Consider the following 19,233-nt stretch of genomic DNA (forward strand, 5'->3'; position numbering starts at 1 on the left):
CATGTATACCGTCAAAGGGAAAGCGGACAAGAACCACCTGCTCACCGAGCACGCCCCGCTCGTGAAGCGCCTGGCGCACCAGATGAAGGCCAAGTTGCCGCCATCGGTCGAGGTGGATGACCTGATCCAGGCCGGGATGATGGGCCTGCTGGACGCCATCAACCGCTACGAGGACAACCACGGCGCCCAGTTCGAGACCTATGCCGTGCTGCGCATCCGCGGCGCCATGGTCGACGAGTTGCGCAGCAACGACTGGTTGCCCCGCAGCACGCGCTCGACCATGAAGAAGGTCGAGTCGGCGATGACGATGCTGCAGCAGAAGCTCGGCCGTCCGCCGACCGAAACCGAGGTCGCCAAGTCGCTCGACGTGTCGCTCGCCGACTACCAGGAAATGCTGTTCGAGGGCGGCGGCCACCAGCTCGTGTACTACGAAGACTTCCATGACGACGACGGCAACGACAGCTTCCTCGACCGTTACGCGGTCGATGACGACGACCCGCTGCGCGCGCTGCTCGACACCGACTTCCGCCAGGCCGTGATTGCCGCCATCGACGGCTTGCCGCCGCGCGAGAAGATCCTGATGGGCCTGTATTACGAAGAAGAACTGAATCTGAAGGAAATTGGCGCCGTGCTGGGCGTGTCCGAGTCGCGCGTGTCGCAACTGCACACGCAAGCCGTGGCCCGCCTGCGCGCTTCGCTCAAGGAAAAGTTGTGGACTTCGCCAGCCTGATCGGCCTGGCGCTGGCGGTCATCGGCCTTTTCGTCGGGCATAGCCTCGACGGCGGCCGGCTGTCGTCGCTGTTCCAGCCGGCGGCGTTCGCCATCGTCGTCGTCGGCACGTTTGGCGCCGTGCTGCTGCAGTCCGAGGCGCGCACCTTCCGGCGCGGCATGCGCATGCTGCGCTGGGTCTTCTTCCCGCCCCAGGATACGCGCCAGCCGCGCTCGCGCGAGATCGCGCTATGGAGCCATACGGCACGGCGCGACGGGCTGCTCGCGCTCGAGCAGTACATGGGAACCAAGGATTTGTTCGTCCAGAAAGGCCTGCGCCTGGTGGTGGACGGCATCCATCCGGACAAGCTGCGCGCCCTGCTGGAAACCGAAGTTACCGCCTATGAATTCGCCGAACGCCAGGCCGCGCGCATCTGGGAGTCCGCCGCCGGTTACGCGCCGACGATCGGCATCCTGGGCGCGGTACTGGGCCTGATCCATGTGATGGAAAACCTGTCCGACCCGTCGCGCCTGGGTTCCGGCATCGCGGTCGCCTTTGTCTCGACCGTGTACGGCGTGGGGCTGGCGAACCTGTTCTTCCTCCCGGTCGGCAACAAGCTCAAAGCCATCGTGTCGGACCAGGTGGTGCAGTACGAAATCCTGACCGAAGTGTTTCACGACCTGGCGAGCGGCAACCACACGCGCCTGGTGGAGGAACGCGTGGCCAGCCTGGTAGCGCGACGCTAGTGGGGCGCTAACCATGGCGCGCAAGAAATACGACGACGGAGGCGAACAGCAGGACCGCTGGCTGATCTCGTACGCCGACTTCATCACGCTCCTGTTTGCCTTCTTCGTCGTGATGTACGCCATTTCCGTCGTCAACACCGGCAAGTACCGGGCCCTGTCGGACGCCCTGGGTGACGCCTTCGGCGGCAGGCCGGAAACGCCGCAGGCCAGCTCCACCATCGAAACGCTTCCCCTGACCAACCTGATCGCGCGCAAGCGTGCGGAGGCGGCGCGCCGCGAGCGCGAGCGACTGGACACGCTGGCGCGCCAGCTGAATGCCTCGCTGGCGCCGCTGGTGAAGGATGGCAAGGTGCGCATCACGCAGACCGGGCAGGGCGTGAAAGTCGACATCAATGCCAGCGTGCTGTTCCAGGAAGGGCAGGCGGCGCTTGGCACGGACGCCCGCGCGACGCTCGGGACCGTGGCGGGGCTCCTGAAGAACGACGCGCATGCGATCGAAGTCGAGGGCCATACCGATAACCTGCCGATCGCGAATCCGGCCTACCCATCGAACTGGGAACTCTCGAGCGTGCGCGCAAGCAGCGTGGTGCGCCTGTTTATCGAAGGCGGGATTGCCGAGGGTAGGTTGACTGCCGTGGGGCACGGCGCCAACCTGCCGGTCGCGCCGAATACGGACGAAGCGGGCAGGGCGCGGAACCGGCGGGTGGCGGTGACGATCCTGGCGTCCACCCCGTGAACCCTTGGCTTTTCCCGGCTGCGCCCGCACAATGCGTGACACAACCATACGGAGTCGATAATGCATCGCAGACCCTTCCTTCTGGCCGCGCTCCTTGGTGCGACGAGCCTCTTGCCCGCGCTGGCGGGCGCCGCCGGAGAACCGACCGTGGACGTCAAGCACAGCATCGACATTGAAACACCGAACGGCCGCGTCCTGGTACAGCTGACGGTGATTAACCAGGGACGCAGCACGGTCTGGATTCCGCGTGAAATCCTGGCGGAGAAGGAATTGACGGGGCGCCGTTTCGACCTGCGCGACTTCGGCAACAGGCCGATTGCTTATACCGGGAAGATGGTCAAGCGCGCGGCGCTGACGGCAGGGGATTACCAGGCCCTGGAGCCGGGCAAGATGCTGATGAACACGATTGATATCACGCAGACCTACGCGTTCAAGAAGGGCCGGCACAGCTATAACATTGGCTATGCCGGCCCGGTGCTGGCCGATATCAGGAAGCTCGACGCCCTGACGGAGTTTCCCGCCAGGCCCGTCTCGTTCGTGTATTCAGGCCAATGAGCCGACCGCTGAGCGGCCGCTGAGGGCCGTTCAGTTCAGTCCTAGTTCAATGCCGGGGTGTTCTCGGCAAAGTACTCGTGGTTGTCGGCGTTCGCCACGGCCGCGTTCGGATCGCTGATCGCCAGGCTGGCCGCGCCGCTCTGGCCGTAGACGTTATCGTCGGTGCCAGCCACGACGTCGAAGTGGCTCATTTCATGCACCAGGGTGCCGCCCTTCGAGTCGGTGCCGGTCATTGGCGCATTCCAGAAGGCGCGGCAGACGTAGATCTTGTACGGCTGGGTCGGGTACACGTAGGCGTAGTAGCTCTGCTTGCAGCCGCAATCCACGACGACGTTCTTGTTGTCGAAACCATCCTTGATCGCGGTGAAGTTGGCCTTGACCTTCGCCTGGCGGGTCGAGGTGACGGTGCCGAACCACTTCGTGTAGCGCGGGCCCATCGTGGTCTTGGCCATGTAGGTGACCGAGCTGTTGCTCATGGTCTTGGCGGCCGAGATCGCGGAAGCGACCGTGCTCTGCTGCGAAGCGGTGCAGTTGGTATAGCTCAGGCCGGCCGGCGCGGGCAGGCCACCGCCGGCATCCGGTCTTTTCAGCGCCTGCATGATGGGCGAGTCCGAACCGCGCGGCAGGCGTCCTTCGATGTAGAGCGAGGCCGCTTCCGACTCGAGCTGGCCGATGTCGCCGCCGGCCGCGCTGGCAGCCGCGGCATTGGCATTCGCGCCGTTCTTGTTGCCCAGGAACAGGTCCGGCGAGGCGGCGCGGTAGCGGATCGCGTAGTCACCGGTTACGCTCAGGTCGTACAGTGCCGACAACTCGACCTTGACGGTGTGCGAGGCGCCCGGTTTCAGCAGGTAATAGTCGGCCTGGGTCGGCTTGGCGCGCTTGATCAGGGCGCCCGTGTAAGGGACTTTCGCGCCGTCGCGGGTGATGTCGAACAGCGGGGCGGACAGGCCTTCGAACGGCGTGCGCCACTTCAATACATATTGCGGAGAAGACGAGGTGTTGGTCAGGGTGACGTTGACGTACACGTCCTCGCTCGCGCCGAGCGCCGCCTTTTCCGGCATGACCGTGACTCTCACACCGTACGACCCTGCCTGGGCGCCGACTGCGACGCTCAGGGCTGCGATACCGAGTGCTGATTTCAGGATGCTGTTCCAGCTCATGTGACTTCTCCGTTGTATGTGTTGTCGTGACCGTGCCGGCCATTCTTTTACAAGTTTCCGCTCGAAAGTTGACCTCGATCTAACGAAAACGCAACCATACTGATCAATTCATGGCCTGGTAGCAATGCATTTCAGATAGGGTCATCGCTGGTTTGCGAAAACGTAACAGTCGTGCATTTTCTTCAATCGTGCGCTAGCGTTCGGCGCAATGCCGTGCTAGCGCGGGTGCAGGCAACTGCCTTGTTAATTCAGCGGCGGCGAATTCTCCCCGAAATATTCGTGCGAATCGGCATTGTTGATGGCCCGCTCCGGCGCCGTGCGCGCCATGTCGGCCGCGCCCGACTGCCCATAGACGTGGTCGTCAGTGCCGGCGACGATGTCGAAGTGACTCAGCTCATGCAGCAGGGTGCCGCCCATCGAGTCGGTGCCGGTCAGCGCCGCCGTCCAGAACGCCTTGCAGACGTAGATCGTGTAGGGCTGGGCCGGGTAGACGTAGGCAAAGTAATCCTCGTTGCAGCCGCAGTTCACCTTCACCGGCTTGGTTTCGAAGGCGTCCTTGATGGACGTGAAGTTTTTCGTCACAGCCCCCTGGCGCGCGGCATCGAGGGCGCCGAACCAGTTGGTGTAACGCTGGGCCTGCTCCTTGCCGCTGGTGAGGTAGGCAAGGCCGCCGGCCGCCATGGCGGTACCGGCCGTCATGGCGCTGGCGATGGTGTCCTGCTGGGCGTTCGAGCATTCGGCGTAGCTCAGGCCGCTGCCTGTCGGGGCCGCCAGGGCAGGGGAGGCGGCGCCGCGCGGCATGCGGCCCTCGATGTAGATGGCGGCGGTGTTCGAGCGGACCGGTCCGCCGTCGCGGGTGCTGCCGGCCTCTGCCTTGGCGCCCGTGGCCAGGGCGGGGACGCGGTAGCGCACCGCATAAGCGCCGGTGATGGCCATGTCATAGGTGCTGGACAATTCGACGCGGGCGCTGCGGCTTTCACCGGGCGCCAGCCCGATATAGTCGGCTTCGACCGGGGCCGCGCGCTTGACCTTGCGGCCGAGGTAGCGCACTGGCTGGCCGTCGCGGGTGATGTCGAACAGCGCGGCTTCCGGCGCCACGAAGGGCGTGCGCCATTTCAGGAGGCGCTCCGGCGTGCTGCCGGTGTTGGTCAGCGTGACCGTGACCAGCACCTCGTCGCGCTTGCCGAGCGCGGCGCGGTCGGGGGTGATGCTGACGGCGATGTCGCCGGCAGCCTGGCTCGAAAGGGTGGTGGCCAGCAGCAGGGTGCAGGCGGCGATGTGGATGGGGGTGCGGTGCATGGATTCCTCCGTCGGGTGATGACTGAGGAATACTGTGGGCGTGTTTCTACCTGTTGAGCTTGCGTTGCGGCAATATGTCCGTGCCGACCTGTAAAACAGCAACGGCCGCATCAGCGGCCGTCATCCATACAACAAAGCTTGAAACTCACCCCACGACAAACCGCTGCGACGGCCCGCTGCCGAAGGTCTGTCCCTTCGCGCCATACAGGGCCTGGTCCGCGCCGCCGGTCGGGGTGCGCAGCGCGTTGAGCACGGTCTGGTTATGCGCCATCTGGCGGTTGATCAGCATGCCGTTCACGCGGTTCAGTTCTTTCGCTTCGAGGGTCTGTGCCAGCAATGCCGTCCACGTGGAACGCACCGCTTCGTCGGCCTGCGCCGCCAGCCATGGTTCCATGCCCGCTTCCGAAGGCTCGAAACCGGCGCGGCTGAGCGCGGCATGCCGTTCACGCGAGCGTTGCGCCAGCTCCTGCACCAGCGCCACCTTGCGTGGGGTCAGTTGCGCCAGTCCGTCCGCATCGGCCGACACCAGGAACTGCTGTTCCTGCTTCATCAGTTCCACCAGCGCTTCAATACGCTCGTGTTCGAAAGTGAGGGTCGTGCCGGGACTGGTCATGGAGCTCATTGGGTGATTATCTGTTACGTGAGTGGAGCAGGTCGCGCACGGTGTCTAACAGACCGTCCGCGATCCTTTCTGAATTCACCTGGAACTGCCCATCGGCAATCGCCAGCTTGATACGTTCAACTTTCTTGGCATCGAACACCTGGCTGGTGCTGGATGCGCCGCCTGCCGACGACAGGCGCACGCTGTCGGTCTGGGTCTGGCTTGGAGCAGCCGTTGCCGCGGCCTTTTCGGCCTGCTTGGCATTAGCTGCCGTGGTATTCGGTTGCTGAAGACCCTGGGGGCCTTTGAGGGTATCGTTAATTTTCACAGCATTATCCTTCTCTGTTCGGAGCAGGAACTCCGGGATCTGCAGTCTGTAACGGCTCTTCGTCGACAAACTTTAGCGCGGATCGCTAAATAGAGAAATTTAATTGCTTGTTAACTAAAGTGTTACTTCCACAATACCGCCATTCCTCGCCGTGCCGCTGATGATCGCCCCGCGCGGCGTGCGCACCTGCACCACCTGGCCCTCGCCGGCGTTGCCGATCGCCTTGCCTTCGCCCGAGACCGAGAAGTTTTCTCCACGAGAAATAATGCGCACGGCCTGGTTCTGCTGCACCACCGGTTTGCTCTTGAGCGAATCGAGCCGCAGCGGGGTGCCGGCCGGCAGCGACACGGTCGGCGTGCGCCCGATGGCCTGCGCCATGTCGGTGATGATCCCGTTCGGCATGGCGGCGATGTCGCCCTGCATGGTGGCAAGCTGGCTCGCGTCGATCGCCTGGCCCTGTGCAAGCGGCACGGCTGCCGTGACGTAATCGGCGACGACGCTCACCTGCGCCTGCAGGAACATCGTCCACACGGGCGCCGTGCAGCGCACGCCGACCGTGGTCTTGCCCCAGGGACGGGCGCCCGGCTGCTGGAAGGCTTCGGGCGCCGGGCAGGCGGCCAGCGACAGGCGCGGGTCGACCGCGCCGACTTTCACCGTCACCTTGCCCGGCAGCCCGGCGCTTTGCGTTTGCAGGAACTGTTCGGCGACCTTGCGCAGCGCGGCGCCGTCCTGGCGTGCTGCATTCGATGCGGGCGAGGCGGCGTAGGCCACTGGCGCGGCCAATAGCAGCAGCGTAAATAGCTTGAATGTCTTGAACATGGCAGGAAAGCCCTTTCGTAATGACTGCCATCTTAGCGGGTTGATGCCGTAGTGAAACTTTGAATAGCCGGGGTTTGGCACGCCTGATCAATCGATGGGCGAGTGTTGCTCAAACGTATGATTCACGCTGTCCCAACAAGAAATCAGCCCGGAGGCGGCATGATCGACAAACTCGACAACTATCTACGGTTCAATGAAACGGCGCTGTCCCTGCGCGCCCAGCGCCAGGAACTCATCGCGTCCAACATCGCCAACGCCGACACCCCGAATTTCAAGGCGCGCGACATCGATTTCGCCAGCGCCATGCAGGGGGCATTGGCGCGAGCCAATGCCGGCGGAGCCAATCCGGGTGCAACCGGCGCCGGCCAGCTCGCCGCCACCAACAAGTCGCACGTCCAGCCTGCCGCCGACGGCAAGGCCCTGCCGGACGGCACGCCGGTGCTGTACCGCGGCGTGATCCAGGGCGCGGTCGACGGCAATACGGTCGACATGGATGTCGAGCGTAACCAGTTCGCCGACAACGCGCTGCGCTACGAAGCGGGCATCACGATGATCAACGCACAGATCCGCGGCTTGATGGCGGCGATCCAGAGCGGTCAATAAGGTCAATAATTATGTCGTTATTTAATATCTTCAACGTCTCCGGCTCGGCCATGAGCGCCCAGGCCCAGCGCCTGAACACCGTCGCCAGCAACCTCGCCAACGTCGACAGCGCCACCTCCGCCACCGGCGAAGCCTACCGCGCCAAGCAGGTCGTCTTCGAGGCGGTGCCGATGGCCACCGGCGGCACCGGCGTCAAGGTGAAGGAAGTCGTCAACGACGCCTCGCCGATGAAGCAGGTCTACGACCCGAAACACCCGATGGCCGACGAAAAAGGCTATGTGACGATGCCGAACGTGAACCCGGTGGACGAAATGGTGAACATGCTGTCGGCCTCGCGCTCCTACCAGAACAACGTCGAAACGATGAATGCGGCGAAAAGCATGCTCCTCAAGACCCTGACCCTGGGTCAATAACTAAATAAGTAAGGCATTCCATGTCCACCGTAAATCCTGACGCCAGCACGTCGATCAACGACCTGATGTCGACAATGAACGTGAAGAAGAAGTCGACCGACAGCGTGCAGGCCGACACCGACAAGTTCATGACCCTGCTCGTCACCCAGCTCAAGAACCAGGACCCGCTGAATCCGCTCGACAACGCCCAGGTGACCAGCCAGCTGGCCCAGCTGCAGACCGTCACCGGCGTCAACAAGCTCAACGAAACGCTGGAAACGCTGAAGTCGAGCTATCAGTCGACCGAGGCGATGCAGGCCACCAACCTGATCGGGCACGGCGTGCTGGTCGAAGGGAACAACCTCACGCTTACCAACGGCAAGTCGGTCTTCGGCGTCGAACTGGCGACCGCTGCCGACAACGTGCAGGTGATCGTCACCGATCCGCGCACCGGCAAGGACGTGGCCACGATCGACCTCGGCGCGAGCGAAGCGGGCGCGGTGCCGCTGGCCTGGGACGGCAGCAGCGACGCCATCGACGCCGCCGCGCTGGCCGACGGCAAGTACAGCTTCCGCGTCGCCGCTACACGGGGCGGCCAGCCGCTCACCGACGTGAAAGCCCTGACGCTCGACATGGTCGCCAGCGTCAGCACGAATTCGAAGGACGGCGTGAAGCTGAACCTCGCCGGCAAGGGGGCGATTACCCTGGCCGACATTAAGCAAGTCCTTTAAACCGTACTGAACCTTATTCACGGAGAATCACATGTCCTTCCAACAAGGCCTCAGCGGCTTGAACGGCGCAGCGAAATCGCTGGACGTCATCGGTAACAACATCGCCAACGCCAGCACGGTCGGCTTCAAGGGCTCGCAGGCGCAGTTTGCCGACGTCTACGCCAGCTCGCTCAACGGCGCCGGCGGCATGACGGCCGGTATCGGTACCAAGGTCGCGAACATCGCCCAGCAGTTCACCCAGGGCAATATCGAATCCTCGAACAACTCGCTCGACGTCGCCATCAACGGCCAGGGCTTCTTCCGTACCGTGACCTCGGGCATGGTGCAGTATTCGCGCAATGGCCAGTTCGCCCTCGACAAGGAGGGCTTCATGGTCAACGCGCAAGGCGCGAAGCTGACCGGGTATGGCGTGAGCGCCAATGGCCAGGTGCTGGCCGGTGCCCCGATCCCGGTGCAGATCAGCACCACCGACCTGAAACCGGTCTCGACCACCAAGGTCGGCATCGAAATGAACCTCGATTCGCGTGCCGCTGCCCCGGCCGTGAACCCGTTCGACGCGGGCGACCCGAACACCTATAACAAGCAGTCACCGGTGGACGTGTACGACACGCTCGGCAACCCGCACGTACTGTCGACCTTCTACGTGAAGAACGGCTCGGGCACCTGGGACGTCTACGCGGCCAACGACGGCACCGAAATCACGAACCTGAAAGTGGCGCAGGCGGCGCAAGGCGAGACCGCCGAATTTGCGGCCGTGAACGCGGCGCGCTCCGCATGGGATGCGGCGACCAAGGCGATTCCGCCGGTGGCAGCCACGATCTCGGCAGCGCTGGCGACCTATGCCAGCGCGGCCTCGAGCATGGTCGCTGCTGCGGCAGGCAGCGCAGGCGCCGATGCGGCCGCCCAGGCGGCAATCGTTACCGCCGGTAGCGATGCGGCGCGCGTGGCCGGCTACTCGGTGGACCAGGTCGACAAGGCGATCGCCAATGCGGTCAAGGTGCCCGCGGTGCCGGTCGGCACGCTGCGCTTCGACGAGAACGGCGCGCTGAATGCGGTTGATACGGCGAACGGCGGCAAGTTCAACATCGAACTGCCGATCTTCCCGTCCACCGGTTCCGACCCGACCCAGAAAATGGAAGTTGCCTTTACCGGCACCACCCAGTACGGCACCTCGACCAGCGACAAGAAGCTGATGCAGGACGGCTACACCGCCGGCAACCTGCAGCGCTTCTCGATCGGCGAAGAGGGCATCATCCTCGGCCAGTACAGCAACGGCCAAAGCAAGCCGCTGGGCCAGATCGTGCTGGCGAACTTCGCCAACCCGAATGGCCTGGAACCGCTCGGCAACAACGCCTGGGCCGAGTCGGCCGATTCGGGCACGCCGCTGGTCGGTGTGCCGGATTCGGGCAGTTTCGGCGTGCTGCAGTCGTCGGCCGTGGAAACCTCGAACGTCGATTTGACGGCGGAACTGGTGAACATGATCACCGCGCAGCGCGTGTACCAGGCGAATGCGCAGACGATCAAGACGCAGGATTCGGTGTTGCAGACGCTCGTCAATCTGCGTTAATCGTTGAGCGATTGACCAACGGATGGTTGAACGCGTGAGCGGGAGACCCGTCCACCCTACGTCCCTACGTTTATCGATACGGATGATCGGGGACGTAGGGTGGGCGGCTCCGCCGCTCACGCGTTCAACGAAAAACCGCGTACCACGGCACTAGAACAGCATCTGGCACGACAAGGAAAACAAATGGACCGCTTAATCTACACCGCCGCCTCCGGCGCCAAGCACATCCTCGAGCAGCAGGCCACGACCTCGAACAACCTGGCGAACCTGAACACGACGGGTTTTCGCGCCCAGCTCGACACCTTCCGCGCCGTGCCCGTGCAAAGCGAAGGCCTGCCGACGCGCGCCTTTGTTGTCAACAACACCGTCGGCGCCGACTTCTCGTCCGGCCCGCTGCAACTGACCGGCCGCGACCTCGACGTTGCCATCAAGGGCCCGGGCTGGATCGCCGTGCAGAACGCCGATGGCAGCGAAGCCTATACCCGTAACGGCGCCCTGCAAATGAGCCCGAACGGCGTGCTGACCACCACTGCCGGCGTGACTGTGGCGGGCGAGGGCGGCCCGATCACGATCCCGCCGGACGTGACGGTGACGGTTGGCGGTGACGGCACCATCTCCACGGTGTCGAATGCCGAGCGCCCGGCAGCGCCGGTGATCCTCGGCCGCATCAAGCTGGTGAACCCGCCCGAGCAGGACCTGGTGCGCGGCGACGATGGCCTGTTCCGGCTGAAAGATGGCGCAAGCGCCCAGGCCGACCCCACGGTCCGGGTGGCGGGTGGCGCTCTGGAAGGCAGCAACGTGAATGCGGTGGATGCGATGGTGGCCATGATTGGCTTGGCGCGCTCGTTCGAAACCCAAATGAGCCTGATGAAGAACGCCGAGAATAACGCCGCGAAAGCCGGTCAGATCCTTGCTTTGAATTAAGTGTTTCTCCAGCATAATTCTATTGTGCGTGGCGCCTCTCGGCTGCTGCCAATAGGAGAAACCCATGATTCGTTCGCTGTATATCGCCAAGACCGGCCTCGAGGCACAGCAAACCAACCTCGATGTCATCACCAACAACCTCGCCAACGTCAGCACCAACGGCTTCAAGCGTTCGCGTGCCGTCTTCGAGGATTTGTTGTACCAGACCGTGCGCCAGCCGGGCGCCCAGTCGTCGCAGCAAACCAACCTGCCATCGGGCCTGCAGCTCGGCACCGGTGTGCGCGCCGTCTCGACCGAACGCATCTTCACCCAGGGAAATCCCCAGCAGACGGGCAACTCGAAGGACGTGATGGTCAACGGCTCGGGTTTCTTCCCGGTCCTGCTGCCTGACGGCACCCAGGCCTATACCCGCGACGGCTCCTTCCAGACCGATGCCAATGGCCAGCTCGTCACTTCCAGCGGCTACGCCGTGCAGCCGCCGATCACGATTCCCGCCAATGCCGAGTCGATCACGGTCGGCCGCGACGGCACCGTCTCGATCAAGGTGGCCGGCACCACGGCGACGACGCAGGTCGGCAACCTGCAGCTGATGACCTTCGTGAACCCAGCCGGGCTGGAGTCGCGCGGCGAAAACCTGTACCTGGAAACGACCGCGTCAGGCAACCCGAACGCGAACACCCCGGGTACCAACGGCGCCGGCGTCCTGATGCAGGGTTTTGTCGAAACCTCGAACGTGAACGTGGTCGAGGAAATGGTCAACATGATCCAGACCCAGCGCGCCTACGAGATCAACAGCAAGGCGATCACCACGTCCGACCAGATGCTGGCGAAGCTGGCCCAGCTGTAACTCGACCCATGAAAAAACTCGCTTTCCTTGCTGTACTGGCCCTCGCCGGCTGCGGCACCACCCCGACCACGATCGTGCAGGAAACGCGCAGCGCGCGCCCGGCCCTGGCCGAAGTCGCGCCGCCGACCGACGGCGCCATTTACAACGCCGCGCGCTACCGTCCGATGTTCGAAGACCGCCGCGCGCGCCAGATCGGCGACCTGCTCACGATCAACATCGTCGAGAAGACCTCCGCCAACAAGGCCGGCACCAGCTCGGGCAACAAGTCGGGCAGCGCCAGCTTCGGCCTGCCGGGCCCGCTGCAATCGCGACTGGGCGCGAATGTCGCGCTTGAATCCGGCATCGAATTCAAGGACGGCGACAACCAGACGGCGAGCAATGCCTTCACCGGCACCATCGGCGTCACCGTCACCGAAGTGCTGTCCAACGGCAACCTGATCGTCGCCGGCGAAAAGCAGGTTGCGATGAACAAGGGCATCGAGTTCATCCGCTTCTCGGGGCTGGTCAGCCCGGACACCATCCAGAACGGCAATGTCGTGTCCTCGACCGTCGTTGCCGACGCCCGCGTCGAATACCGCACCAACAGCCGGATCGACCGCGCCGAAGTCAATTCGATGATGTCGCGCTTCTTCCAGTCGCTGCTGCCGTTTTAAGGATCTGAACATGCGTTTTATTCCCCTGATGCTGGTGCGCGGCGCCATCCTCGCCACCCTCGTGCTCGCTACTTCGGTGACCCACGCCGAGCGCCTGAAAGACATGACCAGCATCGCCGGCGTGCGCCAGAACCAGTTGTCGGGCTATGGCCTCGTCGTGGGCCTGGACGGCACCGGCGACCAGACCAGCCAGACCCCGTTCACGGTGCAGTCGATCATTGCCATGCTCCAGCAAAAGGGCGTGAACCTGCCGCCGACCGGCCAGCTGCAGCTGAAAAACGTCGCCGCCGTGATGGTCACGACCTCGCTGCCGGCCTTCGCCCAGCCGGGTCAGAACATCGACATCACGGTCTCGTCGATCGGCAACGCCAAAAGCCTGCGCGGCGGCACCTTGCTGATGACGCCGCTGCATGGCGCCGACGGCCAGGTGTATGCCATGGCCCAGGGCAATGTGCTAGTTGGAGGTGTTGGCGCCTCCGCCGGGGGCGGTGGCGCCCAGGTGCAAGTCAATCACCTGTCGGTCGGCAAAATCTCGGCAGGCGCCACGGTCGAACGCGCCGTGCCCTCGACCCTCGGCGAAAACAACCAGATCCGCCTGGAGCTGAACCAGACCGATTTCGCCACTGCCAGCCGCGTGGTGACGGCCGTGAACGACCAGTTCGGTGCCGGTACGGCGACGGCCCTGGACGGCCGCGTGATCCGGGTGCGTACCCCGTCCTCGTCGGATGCGCGCGTCAGCTTCATTGGCCTGCTGGAAAACATCGACGTCAAGCCGGCCGTGGCCGCCGCCAAAGTCATCCTGAACGCGCGCACCGGTTCGGTCGTGATGAACCAGTCGGTCACACTCGACACCTGCGCCATCTCGCACGGCAACCTGTCGGTGACGATCGGCGCCGACACCCAGGTCAGCCAGCCGGCGCCGGGTTCGCGCGGCCAGACCGTGGTGACCGCCACCCCGACCGTGGAAGTGAAAAAAGATCCGGGCAAGGTGCTGCTGGTGAAGGGCGGCGCCTCGCTGGCTGAAGTCGTCAAGGCCATGAACTCGATCGGTGCGAGCCCGCAAGACCTGCTGGCGATCCTGCAGGCCTTGAAATCGGCCGGTTCGCTGCGCGCCGAACTCGAAATCATCTAAGGAAGCGGCAATGATTCCCTACCGAGAGAACCTGACGACCGGCTTCGCGCTCGATACCCAGGGCCTGGGCGACCTGAAGCGTTCGGCCAAGGCCGGATCGAGCGACGCCACCCGTGGCGCGGCCACGCAATTCGAGGCACTGTTCATCAACCAGATGATGAAGAGCATGCGCGAAGCGACCCCGCAGGAGGGGCCGATGGATAACCAGCAGACCAAGATGTTCACGTCGATGCTCGACCAGCAACTGAGCCAGAACATGGCCAAGCGCGGCATGGGCCTGGCCGACGTGCTGGTGCGCCAGTTGTCGGCCCAGACCGATGCCAAGGCGCTGGCCATTGGCGCGGACGGCGCAGCGGGTACGAACGGTCCTGCCAGCATGCTCGACATCCCGGCGCTGCCAGGCAAGTTCGGCGCATTGCAAGGCGTGAAAGGTCTCGAGGGCGCCGTGCAGACGAACGGCGTGAGCGCCAGCGGCCGCACCCAGGCGCCGCACGTGCGCGCCTTCCAGGAAAAGCTCGGCGGGCACGCGGCCGCGGCCGAAGCCGTGACCGGCGTGCCGGCCAAGTTCATGCTTGGCCAGGCGGCGCTGGAAACCGGCTGGGGCAAGCGCATGATCCGCAATGCGGACGGCAGCAATGCCAACAACCTGTTCGGCATCAAGGCCGGCCCGGGCTGGAAGGGCAAGGTCGCCACCGCCGTCACGACCGAATATGTGAACGGCCACGCGCGCCAGAAGGTCGAGAAGTTCCGTGCCTACGACACCCCGGCCGATTCGTTCAAGGATTACGCGCGCATGCTGGCCAACAATCCGCGCTACGAAAAGGTGCTCAACCACGCCGGCGACGCTTCGGCATTCGCGCAGGGCCTGCAGCGCGCCGGCTATGCCACTGATCCCAACTACGCCACCAAGCTGGCGGGAATTATCAAGAATTCACTGGCATAAGCAGAGCCCGGCGATTGCGGCATGACGGCAAGCTGCGCTGCCGGATTCAAGCGCATCAAATTCAAGTTTTGGCGTGCGCTGCCGTAGAAGAACATAGCGAATAAAAGGAAAACATGTCCGGAAACCTCCTCAGCATCGGTAAGAGCGGCCTGTTCGCGGCACAAACCGCGCTGACCACGACCGGCCATAACATCACCAACGCCAACGTGGAAGGCTACAGCCGCCAGGGCGTCGTGCAGGCCACGGCGACGACCATGGAGCGCGGCTATGGTTTCGTCGGCACCGGCACCAAGATCGCCGAGATCAAGCGCTACAGTGACGAGTTCCTGAACAACCAGGTGCGCAGCGCCACCGCGTCCACGGCTTCGCTCGATGCCTATTACGCCCAGGTCAGCCAGATCGACAACCTGCTGGCCGACACCACCTCCGGCCTGTCGCCGGCGATCCAGGGCTTCTTCTCGGCGGTGCAGGACGTGACCGGCAACGGCGCCTCGATCCCGTCGCGCCAGGCACTGCTGTCGGCAAGCGAAACGCTGGCCGGCAGTTTCCAGCAGATCGACGCGCGCCTGGAAGAGATCGGCGCGGGCGTCAACACCCAGATCGAGACCAGCGTCAACCTGATCAACACCTACGCCAGGCAGATCGCCGAGATCAACGCCAAGATCGGCTCGTATGGCTCGATCGAAGGCAGGAAGCCGAACGACCTGCTCGACCAGCGCGACCAGCTCGTCATGGAGCTGAACAAGCACGTCAAGGCGAACGTCACGCCCGGCGGCAACAATGCGCTGAACGTGTCGATCGGTAACGGCCAGCCGCTGGTCGTGGGCCAGCAGGCCTTCCAGCTGGCGACGATGAAGTCGCCGACCGACCTGACGCGTTTGACGGTCGGCTACCAGACCGGCGACAAGGTCACCCAGCTGCCGGAAAGCGCGCTGGTGGGCGGCGAGCTGGGCGGCGTCCTGGAGTTCCGCAGCGGCTCGCTCGACCGCGTGCAGAACGCGATCGGACGCCTCGCCGTCGGCATGGCCTTCACCTTCAATGCCCAGCACAAGCTCGGCATCGACGGCGCCGCCCGCCAGGGCAAGGATTTCTTCGTGCAGGCCCCGGTCTCGGTCAAGGCGGCCGCCGACAATGCCGTCACCAGCACAGGAAAAGTCGGCGCCGTGATTACCGATCCGACCCTGCTGACCGACAGCGACTACAAGGTCGAGTCGGACGGCAGCAATTTCTTCGTTACGCGCCTGTCTGACAAGACGCGCACCAAGATCGAACCCTACGACCCGGCCGGCACCACCCGCTCGATCGACGGCGTCGCCTTTACCATTTCGGGCACTGCCGCGTCCGGCGACAATTACCTGGTGCGCCCGACCGTCGACGGCGCCGCCAACTTCCAGCTGGCCATCTCGGACGTGAACGAGATCGCCGCCGGCACCCCGATTGCGACCAGCGCACCGATCGCGAACAGGGGCAATGGCCAGATCAGTGCCGGCAGCGTCAGCGCGGATTACTTCACGGCGTCCCCAAGCCTGCCGGTCACGCTCGGCTTTGATGCCGCCAGCGGCCAGCTGACCGGCTTCCCCGCGGGTGCCACGGTGTCGATGACCTTCAACGGCGCCACCACCACCCACACGGGTTCGGCGCCGTTCAAGTCCGGCGCCAGCTACAGCTTTGCCGGCGTGAACGTGACGATGTCGGGCACGCCGGCCAATGGCGACACCTTCGGCATCAACGCCAACGTCGCCGGCACCGCCGACACACGCAATATCCAGGCGCTCGGCGCCCTGCAAACGAAGAACATCTTCAACGGCGGCAGCGCCACCTACCAGTCGGCCTTCGCCCAGACGGTCAGCGCGGTCGGCAACAAGACGCGCGAAGTGCAGGTCAACGCCAGCGCCGGCGACGCGCTGCTCAAGCAGGTGCAGGGCGCGGCGAACGACGTGTCGGGTGTGAACCTGGACGAGGAGGCGACCAACCTGCTGAAGTACCAGCAGGCCTACCAGGCCTCGGGCAAGATCATGCAGATTGCCAACACCCTGTTCGACACCCTGTTGTCGATCGGCCGCTAAGCAGAACTGGGAGTAAAACATGCGCATCAGCACCAAGAGCATCTACGAGAACGCCACCACCCAGCTCAACACGCTGCAGTCGAACATGGCGCGCACCCAGACCCAGCTGGCGACGAACAGGCGCATGCTGACGGCCGCCGACGACCCGATCGCCTCGGCACGCGCCCTGGAAGTTACCCAGTCGCAAGCGCTCAACACCCAGTACGCCACCAACCGTGCCAACGCGAACAGTTCGCTGGCGCTGGTCGAGGGCGCGCTCAGCGACGGCGGCAACCTGCTGATGGACGTGCAGACGCTGGTGGTGCAGGCTGGCAACGGCGCGCTCTCGAAAGCCGACCGCAACATGATCGCCACCGAAATCGAAGCGCGCATGCACGACCTGCTCGGGGTGGCCAACACGTCCGACGGTACCGGCGGCTACCTGTTCTCGGGCTACCGCGGCGCCACGATCCCCTTCGTCCAGACCGACAGCGGTGCGGCCTACCAGGGCGACCAGGGCCAGCGCAAACTCCAGGTCGGCTCCTCGCGCGCGATCGCGATCAGCGATTCGGGCAGCGCGATCTTCGAGAACAACCGAACCGGCAACGGCAGCTTCCAGACGGTCATGGTGGACGGCAACGGGGGCGCGGCGGTCGCCTCCAGCGGTTCGGTCGCCGACGCCACCAAGCTGACCGGCCACAACTACACGCTCGAATTCAAGGTCGCCGGCACCCCAGCCGTGACCACCTACAGCGTCGTCGATGCCAGCACCTCGCCGGCGAGCGCCGTCCTGACCGACCAGCCCTACGAGAGCGGCAAGCAGATCGCCTTCGACGGCGCCTCCTTCGTGATCACCGGCCAGCCGGCGCAGGGCGACAAGTTCGAGGTCAAGCCGAGCGAAAAGGAATCGGTCTTCACCACGATGACCAACCTGGTCGATGCACTGCGCAATTACACCGACGACGCCGCCGGCCGGGCGACGCTGTCGAACAAGCTCAATACCGCCAGCGAAGGCCTGAAGTCCTCGCTCGACAACATCCTGACCGTGCGCGCCTCGGTCGGCTCGCGCATGAAAGAACTCGACTACCTGGAGGACTCCGGCTCGGACCTCGGCATCCAGTACTCGGCCACGCTGTCCAAATTGCAGGACCTCGATATCGTGAAGGCGATCTCGCAATACGCTACCCAGCAAACGACGCTGGAAGCGGCGCAGAAATCGTTCAAGACGATGTCGGGGCTGTCGCTGTTCAATTACATCGGATAATCCGGCGCTGGCCGGCTCGCCGTTCCGCTTCCATCCCTGAAAGGCCGCTGTCGCGGTCTTTCACGTCTGTTTCACATTACCCACGCCATCCTGTACTCCATTCGACAACAATGGAGGTGGTGAATGAACAAAACCCTGTTACGCGCAGCAGCCTGGCTGGCCGCGATCCTGTTCCTGCTGGCCGCCGGCGGCTATGGCTGGTATCGCAGCCTCGGCCTCGACAAGCTGCCAAAAGCAAATCCGCAAGCCACCGTCGCCGACCTGGCCTGGCTGAAAAACACGGTGACGCAACAGCGCGGCCGCATCCTGGCTGTTGTCAGCAGTACCGAACGCGGCGGGCCTGCCATGAACAAGGCCGGCTATGAACTCACCGAACTGGCCCGTGCTTATTACGTGTTCCAGGCCAACGGCTACGAGGTCGATATCGCCTCGCCCAGGGGCGGCAAGCCGCCCGAGCGGATCGACCTGGACGACATGGGCACGGCCGACTATGCCTTCCTGAACGACGCCGCGGCGCAGAAAAAAGTCGCCGCTTCGATGCCGCTGGCCGATGTCGATGCAAGCCGGTACGCGGCCGTGTATTTCGTCGGTGGGAAGGGCGCGATGCACGACCTGCCCGGCAATCCGGAGGTGGCCCGCATCGTGGGCGAGATCGCCGCGCGCGGCGTGGTCGGCGCGGTCTGCCACGGACCGGCGGCCCTGCTGGGCCTGAAGCTGGGCGACGGCAAACCCTTCGTCGCCGGCCGCCGCATGACCGCTTTTACAAATGAAGAGGAGCTGTTCCTGATGAAGGACGCGCGCACCCGCTTCGGTTTCCTGCTCGAGGAACGGGCCGTGCTGGAGGGTGCGCGCTTCGTCACCGGGCCCAAGTACATCGACAATACGGTCGTCGACGGCCGCCTGGTGACGGGGCAAAATGCCTGGTCCACGTGGTCGGTAGCCGAAGCGATGGTCAGCGCGCTGGGACACCGGCCGGTGGCGCGCGAACGCACCGCCGAAGAAGCCAGTGTCGAACTGCTGGCCACCTATTATCGTGATGGCCTTGAGGCTGCCCGCGCCCGCCAGGCCGTGCTGCCGCGGTTTGATAAGATGCTGGTGCTGATGCATTCGGTAGTGGCCGCCATGCAGTGGCGCGCGGCCGATGCAGTCCAGCTCCAGCGCCTCGCCAAAGGATAATAA

At 64.3% G+C, this 19,233-nt stretch carries 21 protein-coding genes; 16 read left to right on the forward strand and 5 right to left on the reverse strand.

Translation table 11 applies throughout. The features are described 5' to 3' along the window. Position 1: 1 nt before the first annotated feature. From ACFPN5_RS17660 to ACFPN5_RS17675, 4 genes are read left to right on the forward strand one after another with little or no spacing between them, the layout of a single operon-like run. On the forward strand, positions 2-730 hold the full coding sequence (locus ACFPN5_RS17660; protein WP_379785090.1) for an RNA polymerase sigma factor FliA: 729 nt from the start codon (positions 2-4) through the stop codon (positions 728-730). Then, on the forward strand, positions 712-1,455 hold the full coding sequence (locus tag ACFPN5_RS17665; RefSeq protein WP_379785091.1) for a flagellar motor protein: 744 nt from the start codon (positions 712-714) through the stop codon (positions 1,453-1,455). Before ACFPN5_RS17660 ends, ACFPN5_RS17665 begins: the two co-directional genes overlap by 19 nt. A 13-nt stretch (positions 1,456-1,468) precedes the next feature. Next, positions 1,469-2,191, forward strand: coding sequence for a flagellar motor protein MotD (motD, locus tag ACFPN5_RS17670; protein WP_379785092.1), 723 nt, complete (start codon positions 1,469-1,471; stop codon positions 2,189-2,191). A 60-nt stretch (positions 2,192-2,251) separates the two neighbouring features. Next, positions 2,252-2,746 carry a hypothetical protein gene (locus ACFPN5_RS17675; protein WP_379785093.1) on the forward strand — a complete coding sequence of 165 codons (495 nt, stop codon included), beginning with the start codon at positions 2,252-2,254 and terminating at the stop codon, positions 2,744-2,746. Positions 2,747-2,787: 41 nt separating this feature from the next. Here the strand turns inward: ACFPN5_RS17675 and ACFPN5_RS17680 are convergent, their stop codons facing one another. The 5 genes from ACFPN5_RS17680 to flgA form a co-directional block, all read right to left on the reverse strand. Continuing rightward, on the reverse strand, positions 2,788-3,906 hold the full coding sequence (locus ACFPN5_RS17680) for a M35 family metalloendopeptidase (protein ID WP_379785094.1): 1,119 nt from the start codon (positions 3,904-3,906) through the stop codon (positions 2,788-2,790). Positions 3,907-4,149: 243 nt separating this feature from the next. Further along, on the reverse strand, positions 4,150-5,205 hold the full coding sequence (locus ACFPN5_RS17685) for a M35 family metallo-endopeptidase (protein ID WP_379785095.1): 1,056 nt from the start codon (positions 5,203-5,205) through the stop codon (positions 4,150-4,152). 145 nt (positions 5,206-5,350) lie between these two features. After that, positions 5,351-5,827: a flagella synthesis protein FlgN gene (locus ACFPN5_RS17690; protein ID WP_379785096.1), complete on the reverse strand. Its 477-nt coding sequence runs from the start codon at positions 5,825-5,827 to the stop codon at positions 5,351-5,353. Positions 5,828-5,834: 7 nt separating this feature from the next. After that, a complete protein-coding gene (gene flgM, locus ACFPN5_RS17695; protein WP_379785097.1) occupies positions 5,835-6,134 on the reverse strand; it encodes a flagellar biosynthesis anti-sigma factor FlgM in 300 nt (99 codons plus the stop codon). A gap of 114 nt (positions 6,135-6,248) precedes the next feature. Next, positions 6,249-6,953 (reverse strand): flagellar basal body P-ring formation chaperone FlgA, encoded by a 705-nt coding sequence (gene flgA, locus ACFPN5_RS17700; RefSeq protein ID WP_379785098.1) that lies wholly within the window; start codon positions 6,951-6,953, stop codon positions 6,249-6,251. Between the two features lie 159 nt (positions 6,954-7,112). Between flgA and flgB the strand changes: the two genes are divergently transcribed. The 12 genes from flgB (at position 7,113) to ACFPN5_RS17760 (ending at position 19,230) form a co-directional block, all read left to right on the forward strand. Continuing rightward, the gene (gene flgB / locus ACFPN5_RS17705) at positions 7,113-7,556 is read left to right on the forward strand and encodes a flagellar basal body rod protein FlgB (protein ID WP_379785099.1); all 444 of its coding nucleotides are present in this window, start codon (positions 7,113-7,115) and stop codon (positions 7,554-7,556) included. An 11-nt stretch (positions 7,557-7,567) separates the two neighbouring features. Beyond that, on the forward strand, positions 7,568-7,969 hold the full coding sequence (flgC, locus tag ACFPN5_RS17710) for a flagellar basal body rod protein FlgC (protein WP_379785100.1): 402 nt from the start codon (positions 7,568-7,570) through the stop codon (positions 7,967-7,969). A 20-nt stretch (positions 7,970-7,989) separates the two neighbouring features. Further along, complete coding sequence (locus ACFPN5_RS17715) at positions 7,990-8,679, forward strand: flagellar hook assembly protein FlgD (RefSeq protein ID WP_379785101.1); 690 nt, start codon at positions 7,990-7,992, stop codon at positions 8,677-8,679. Positions 8,680-8,710: 31 nt separating this feature from the next. Then, entirely contained in the window at positions 8,711-10,246 is a 1,536-nt protein-coding gene (locus tag ACFPN5_RS17720; protein WP_379785102.1) for a flagellar hook protein FlgE, read from the forward strand. Positions 10,247-10,429: 183 nt separating this feature from the next. Further along, positions 10,430-11,170: a flagellar basal-body rod protein FlgF gene (flgF, locus tag ACFPN5_RS17725; RefSeq protein WP_379785103.1), complete on the forward strand. Its 741-nt coding sequence runs from the start codon at positions 10,430-10,432 to the stop codon at positions 11,168-11,170. A 64-nt stretch (positions 11,171-11,234) separates the two neighbouring features. Beyond that, positions 11,235-12,017, forward strand: coding sequence for a flagellar basal-body rod protein FlgG (gene flgG, locus ACFPN5_RS17730; RefSeq protein WP_379785104.1), 783 nt, complete (start codon positions 11,235-11,237; stop codon positions 12,015-12,017). Between the two features lie 8 nt (positions 12,018-12,025). Further along, positions 12,026-12,670 carry a flagellar basal body L-ring protein FlgH gene (locus ACFPN5_RS17735; protein ID WP_379785105.1) on the forward strand — a complete coding sequence of 215 codons (645 nt, stop codon included), beginning with the start codon at positions 12,026-12,028 and terminating at the stop codon, positions 12,668-12,670. 10 nt (positions 12,671-12,680) lie between these two features. Then, positions 12,681-13,802, forward strand: a complete 1,122-nt coding sequence (locus tag ACFPN5_RS17740) for a flagellar basal body P-ring protein FlgI (RefSeq protein WP_379785106.1) — start codon at positions 12,681-12,683, stop codon at positions 13,800-13,802. 10 nt (positions 13,803-13,812) lie between these two features. Next, positions 13,813-14,745 carry a flagellar assembly peptidoglycan hydrolase FlgJ gene (gene flgJ, locus ACFPN5_RS17745; RefSeq protein WP_379785107.1) on the forward strand — a complete coding sequence of 311 codons (933 nt, stop codon included), beginning with the start codon at positions 13,813-13,815 and terminating at the stop codon, positions 14,743-14,745. 113 nt (positions 14,746-14,858) lie between these two features. After that, positions 14,859-16,811, forward strand: a complete 1,953-nt coding sequence (gene flgK / locus ACFPN5_RS17750; protein WP_379785108.1) for a flagellar hook-associated protein FlgK — start codon at positions 14,859-14,861, stop codon at positions 16,809-16,811. 19 nt (positions 16,812-16,830) lie between these two features. Beyond that, the gene (gene flgL / locus ACFPN5_RS17755) at positions 16,831-18,054 is read left to right on the forward strand and encodes a flagellar hook-associated protein FlgL (RefSeq protein WP_379785109.1); all 1,224 of its coding nucleotides are present in this window, start codon (positions 16,831-16,833) and stop codon (positions 18,052-18,054) included. A 123-nt stretch (positions 18,055-18,177) separates the two neighbouring features. Further along, positions 18,178-19,230: a type 1 glutamine amidotransferase domain-containing protein gene (locus tag ACFPN5_RS17760; protein WP_379785110.1), complete on the forward strand. Its 1,053-nt coding sequence runs from the start codon at positions 18,178-18,180 to the stop codon at positions 19,228-19,230. Positions 19,231-19,233 lie beyond the last annotated feature (3 nt).

This window comes from Massilia niabensis (assembly GCF_042655085.1).
GTDB classification, from domain to species: Bacteria; Pseudomonadota; Gammaproteobacteria; order Burkholderiales; family Burkholderiaceae_D; genus Telluria; species Telluria niabensis.

Bases quoted from the DNA above. Each gene is read 5' to 3' on its own strand.
- flgB (WP_379785099.1), top strand. From the start codon at position 7,113: ATGATCGACAAACTCGACAACTATCTACGGTTCAATGAAACGGCGCTG.
- ACFPN5_RS17690 (WP_379785096.1), bottom strand. From the start codon at position 5,827: ATGAGCTCCATGACCAGTCCCGGCACGACCCTCACTTTCGAACACGAG.
- flgA (WP_379785098.1), bottom strand. From the start codon at position 6,953: ATGTTCAAGACATTCAAGCTATTTACGCTGCTGCTATTGGCCGCGCCA.
- ACFPN5_RS17735 (WP_379785105.1), top strand. From the start codon at position 12,026: ATGAAAAAACTCGCTTTCCTTGCTGTACTGGCCCTCGCCGGCTGCGGC.
- flgF (WP_379785103.1), top strand. From the start codon at position 10,430: ATGGACCGCTTAATCTACACCGCCGCCTCCGGCGCCAAGCACATCCTC.
- ACFPN5_RS17680 (WP_379785094.1), bottom strand. From the start codon at position 3,906: ATGAGCTGGAACAGCATCCTGAAATCAGCACTCGGTATCGCAGCCCTG.
- ACFPN5_RS17685 (WP_379785095.1), bottom strand. From the start codon at position 5,205: ATGCACCGCACCCCCATCCACATCGCCGCCTGCACCCTGCTGCTGGCC.
- flgJ (WP_379785107.1), top strand. From the start codon at position 13,813: ATGATTCCCTACCGAGAGAACCTGACGACCGGCTTCGCGCTCGATACC.
- flgC (WP_379785100.1), top strand. From the start codon at position 7,568: ATGTCGTTATTTAATATCTTCAACGTCTCCGGCTCGGCCATGAGCGCC.
- ACFPN5_RS17715 (WP_379785101.1), top strand. From the start codon at position 7,990: ATGTCCACCGTAAATCCTGACGCCAGCACGTCGATCAACGACCTGATG.
- ACFPN5_RS17740 (WP_379785106.1), top strand. From the start codon at position 12,681: ATGCGTTTTATTCCCCTGATGCTGGTGCGCGGCGCCATCCTCGCCACC.
- ACFPN5_RS17760 (WP_379785110.1), top strand. From the start codon at position 18,178: ATGAACAAAACCCTGTTACGCGCAGCAGCCTGGCTGGCCGCGATCCTG.
- flgK (WP_379785108.1), top strand. From the start codon at position 14,859: ATGTCCGGAAACCTCCTCAGCATCGGTAAGAGCGGCCTGTTCGCGGCA.
- motD (WP_379785092.1), top strand. From the start codon at position 1,469: ATGGCGCGCAAGAAATACGACGACGGAGGCGAACAGCAGGACCGCTGG.
- flgG (WP_379785104.1), top strand. From the start codon at position 11,235: ATGATTCGTTCGCTGTATATCGCCAAGACCGGCCTCGAGGCACAGCAA.
- ACFPN5_RS17675 (WP_379785093.1), top strand. From the start codon at position 2,252: ATGCATCGCAGACCCTTCCTTCTGGCCGCGCTCCTTGGTGCGACGAGC.
- ACFPN5_RS17660 (WP_379785090.1), top strand. From the start codon at position 2: ATGTATACCGTCAAAGGGAAAGCGGACAAGAACCACCTGCTCACCGAG.
- ACFPN5_RS17720 (WP_379785102.1), top strand. From the start codon at position 8,711: ATGTCCTTCCAACAAGGCCTCAGCGGCTTGAACGGCGCAGCGAAATCG.
- flgL (WP_379785109.1), top strand. From the start codon at position 16,831: ATGCGCATCAGCACCAAGAGCATCTACGAGAACGCCACCACCCAGCTC.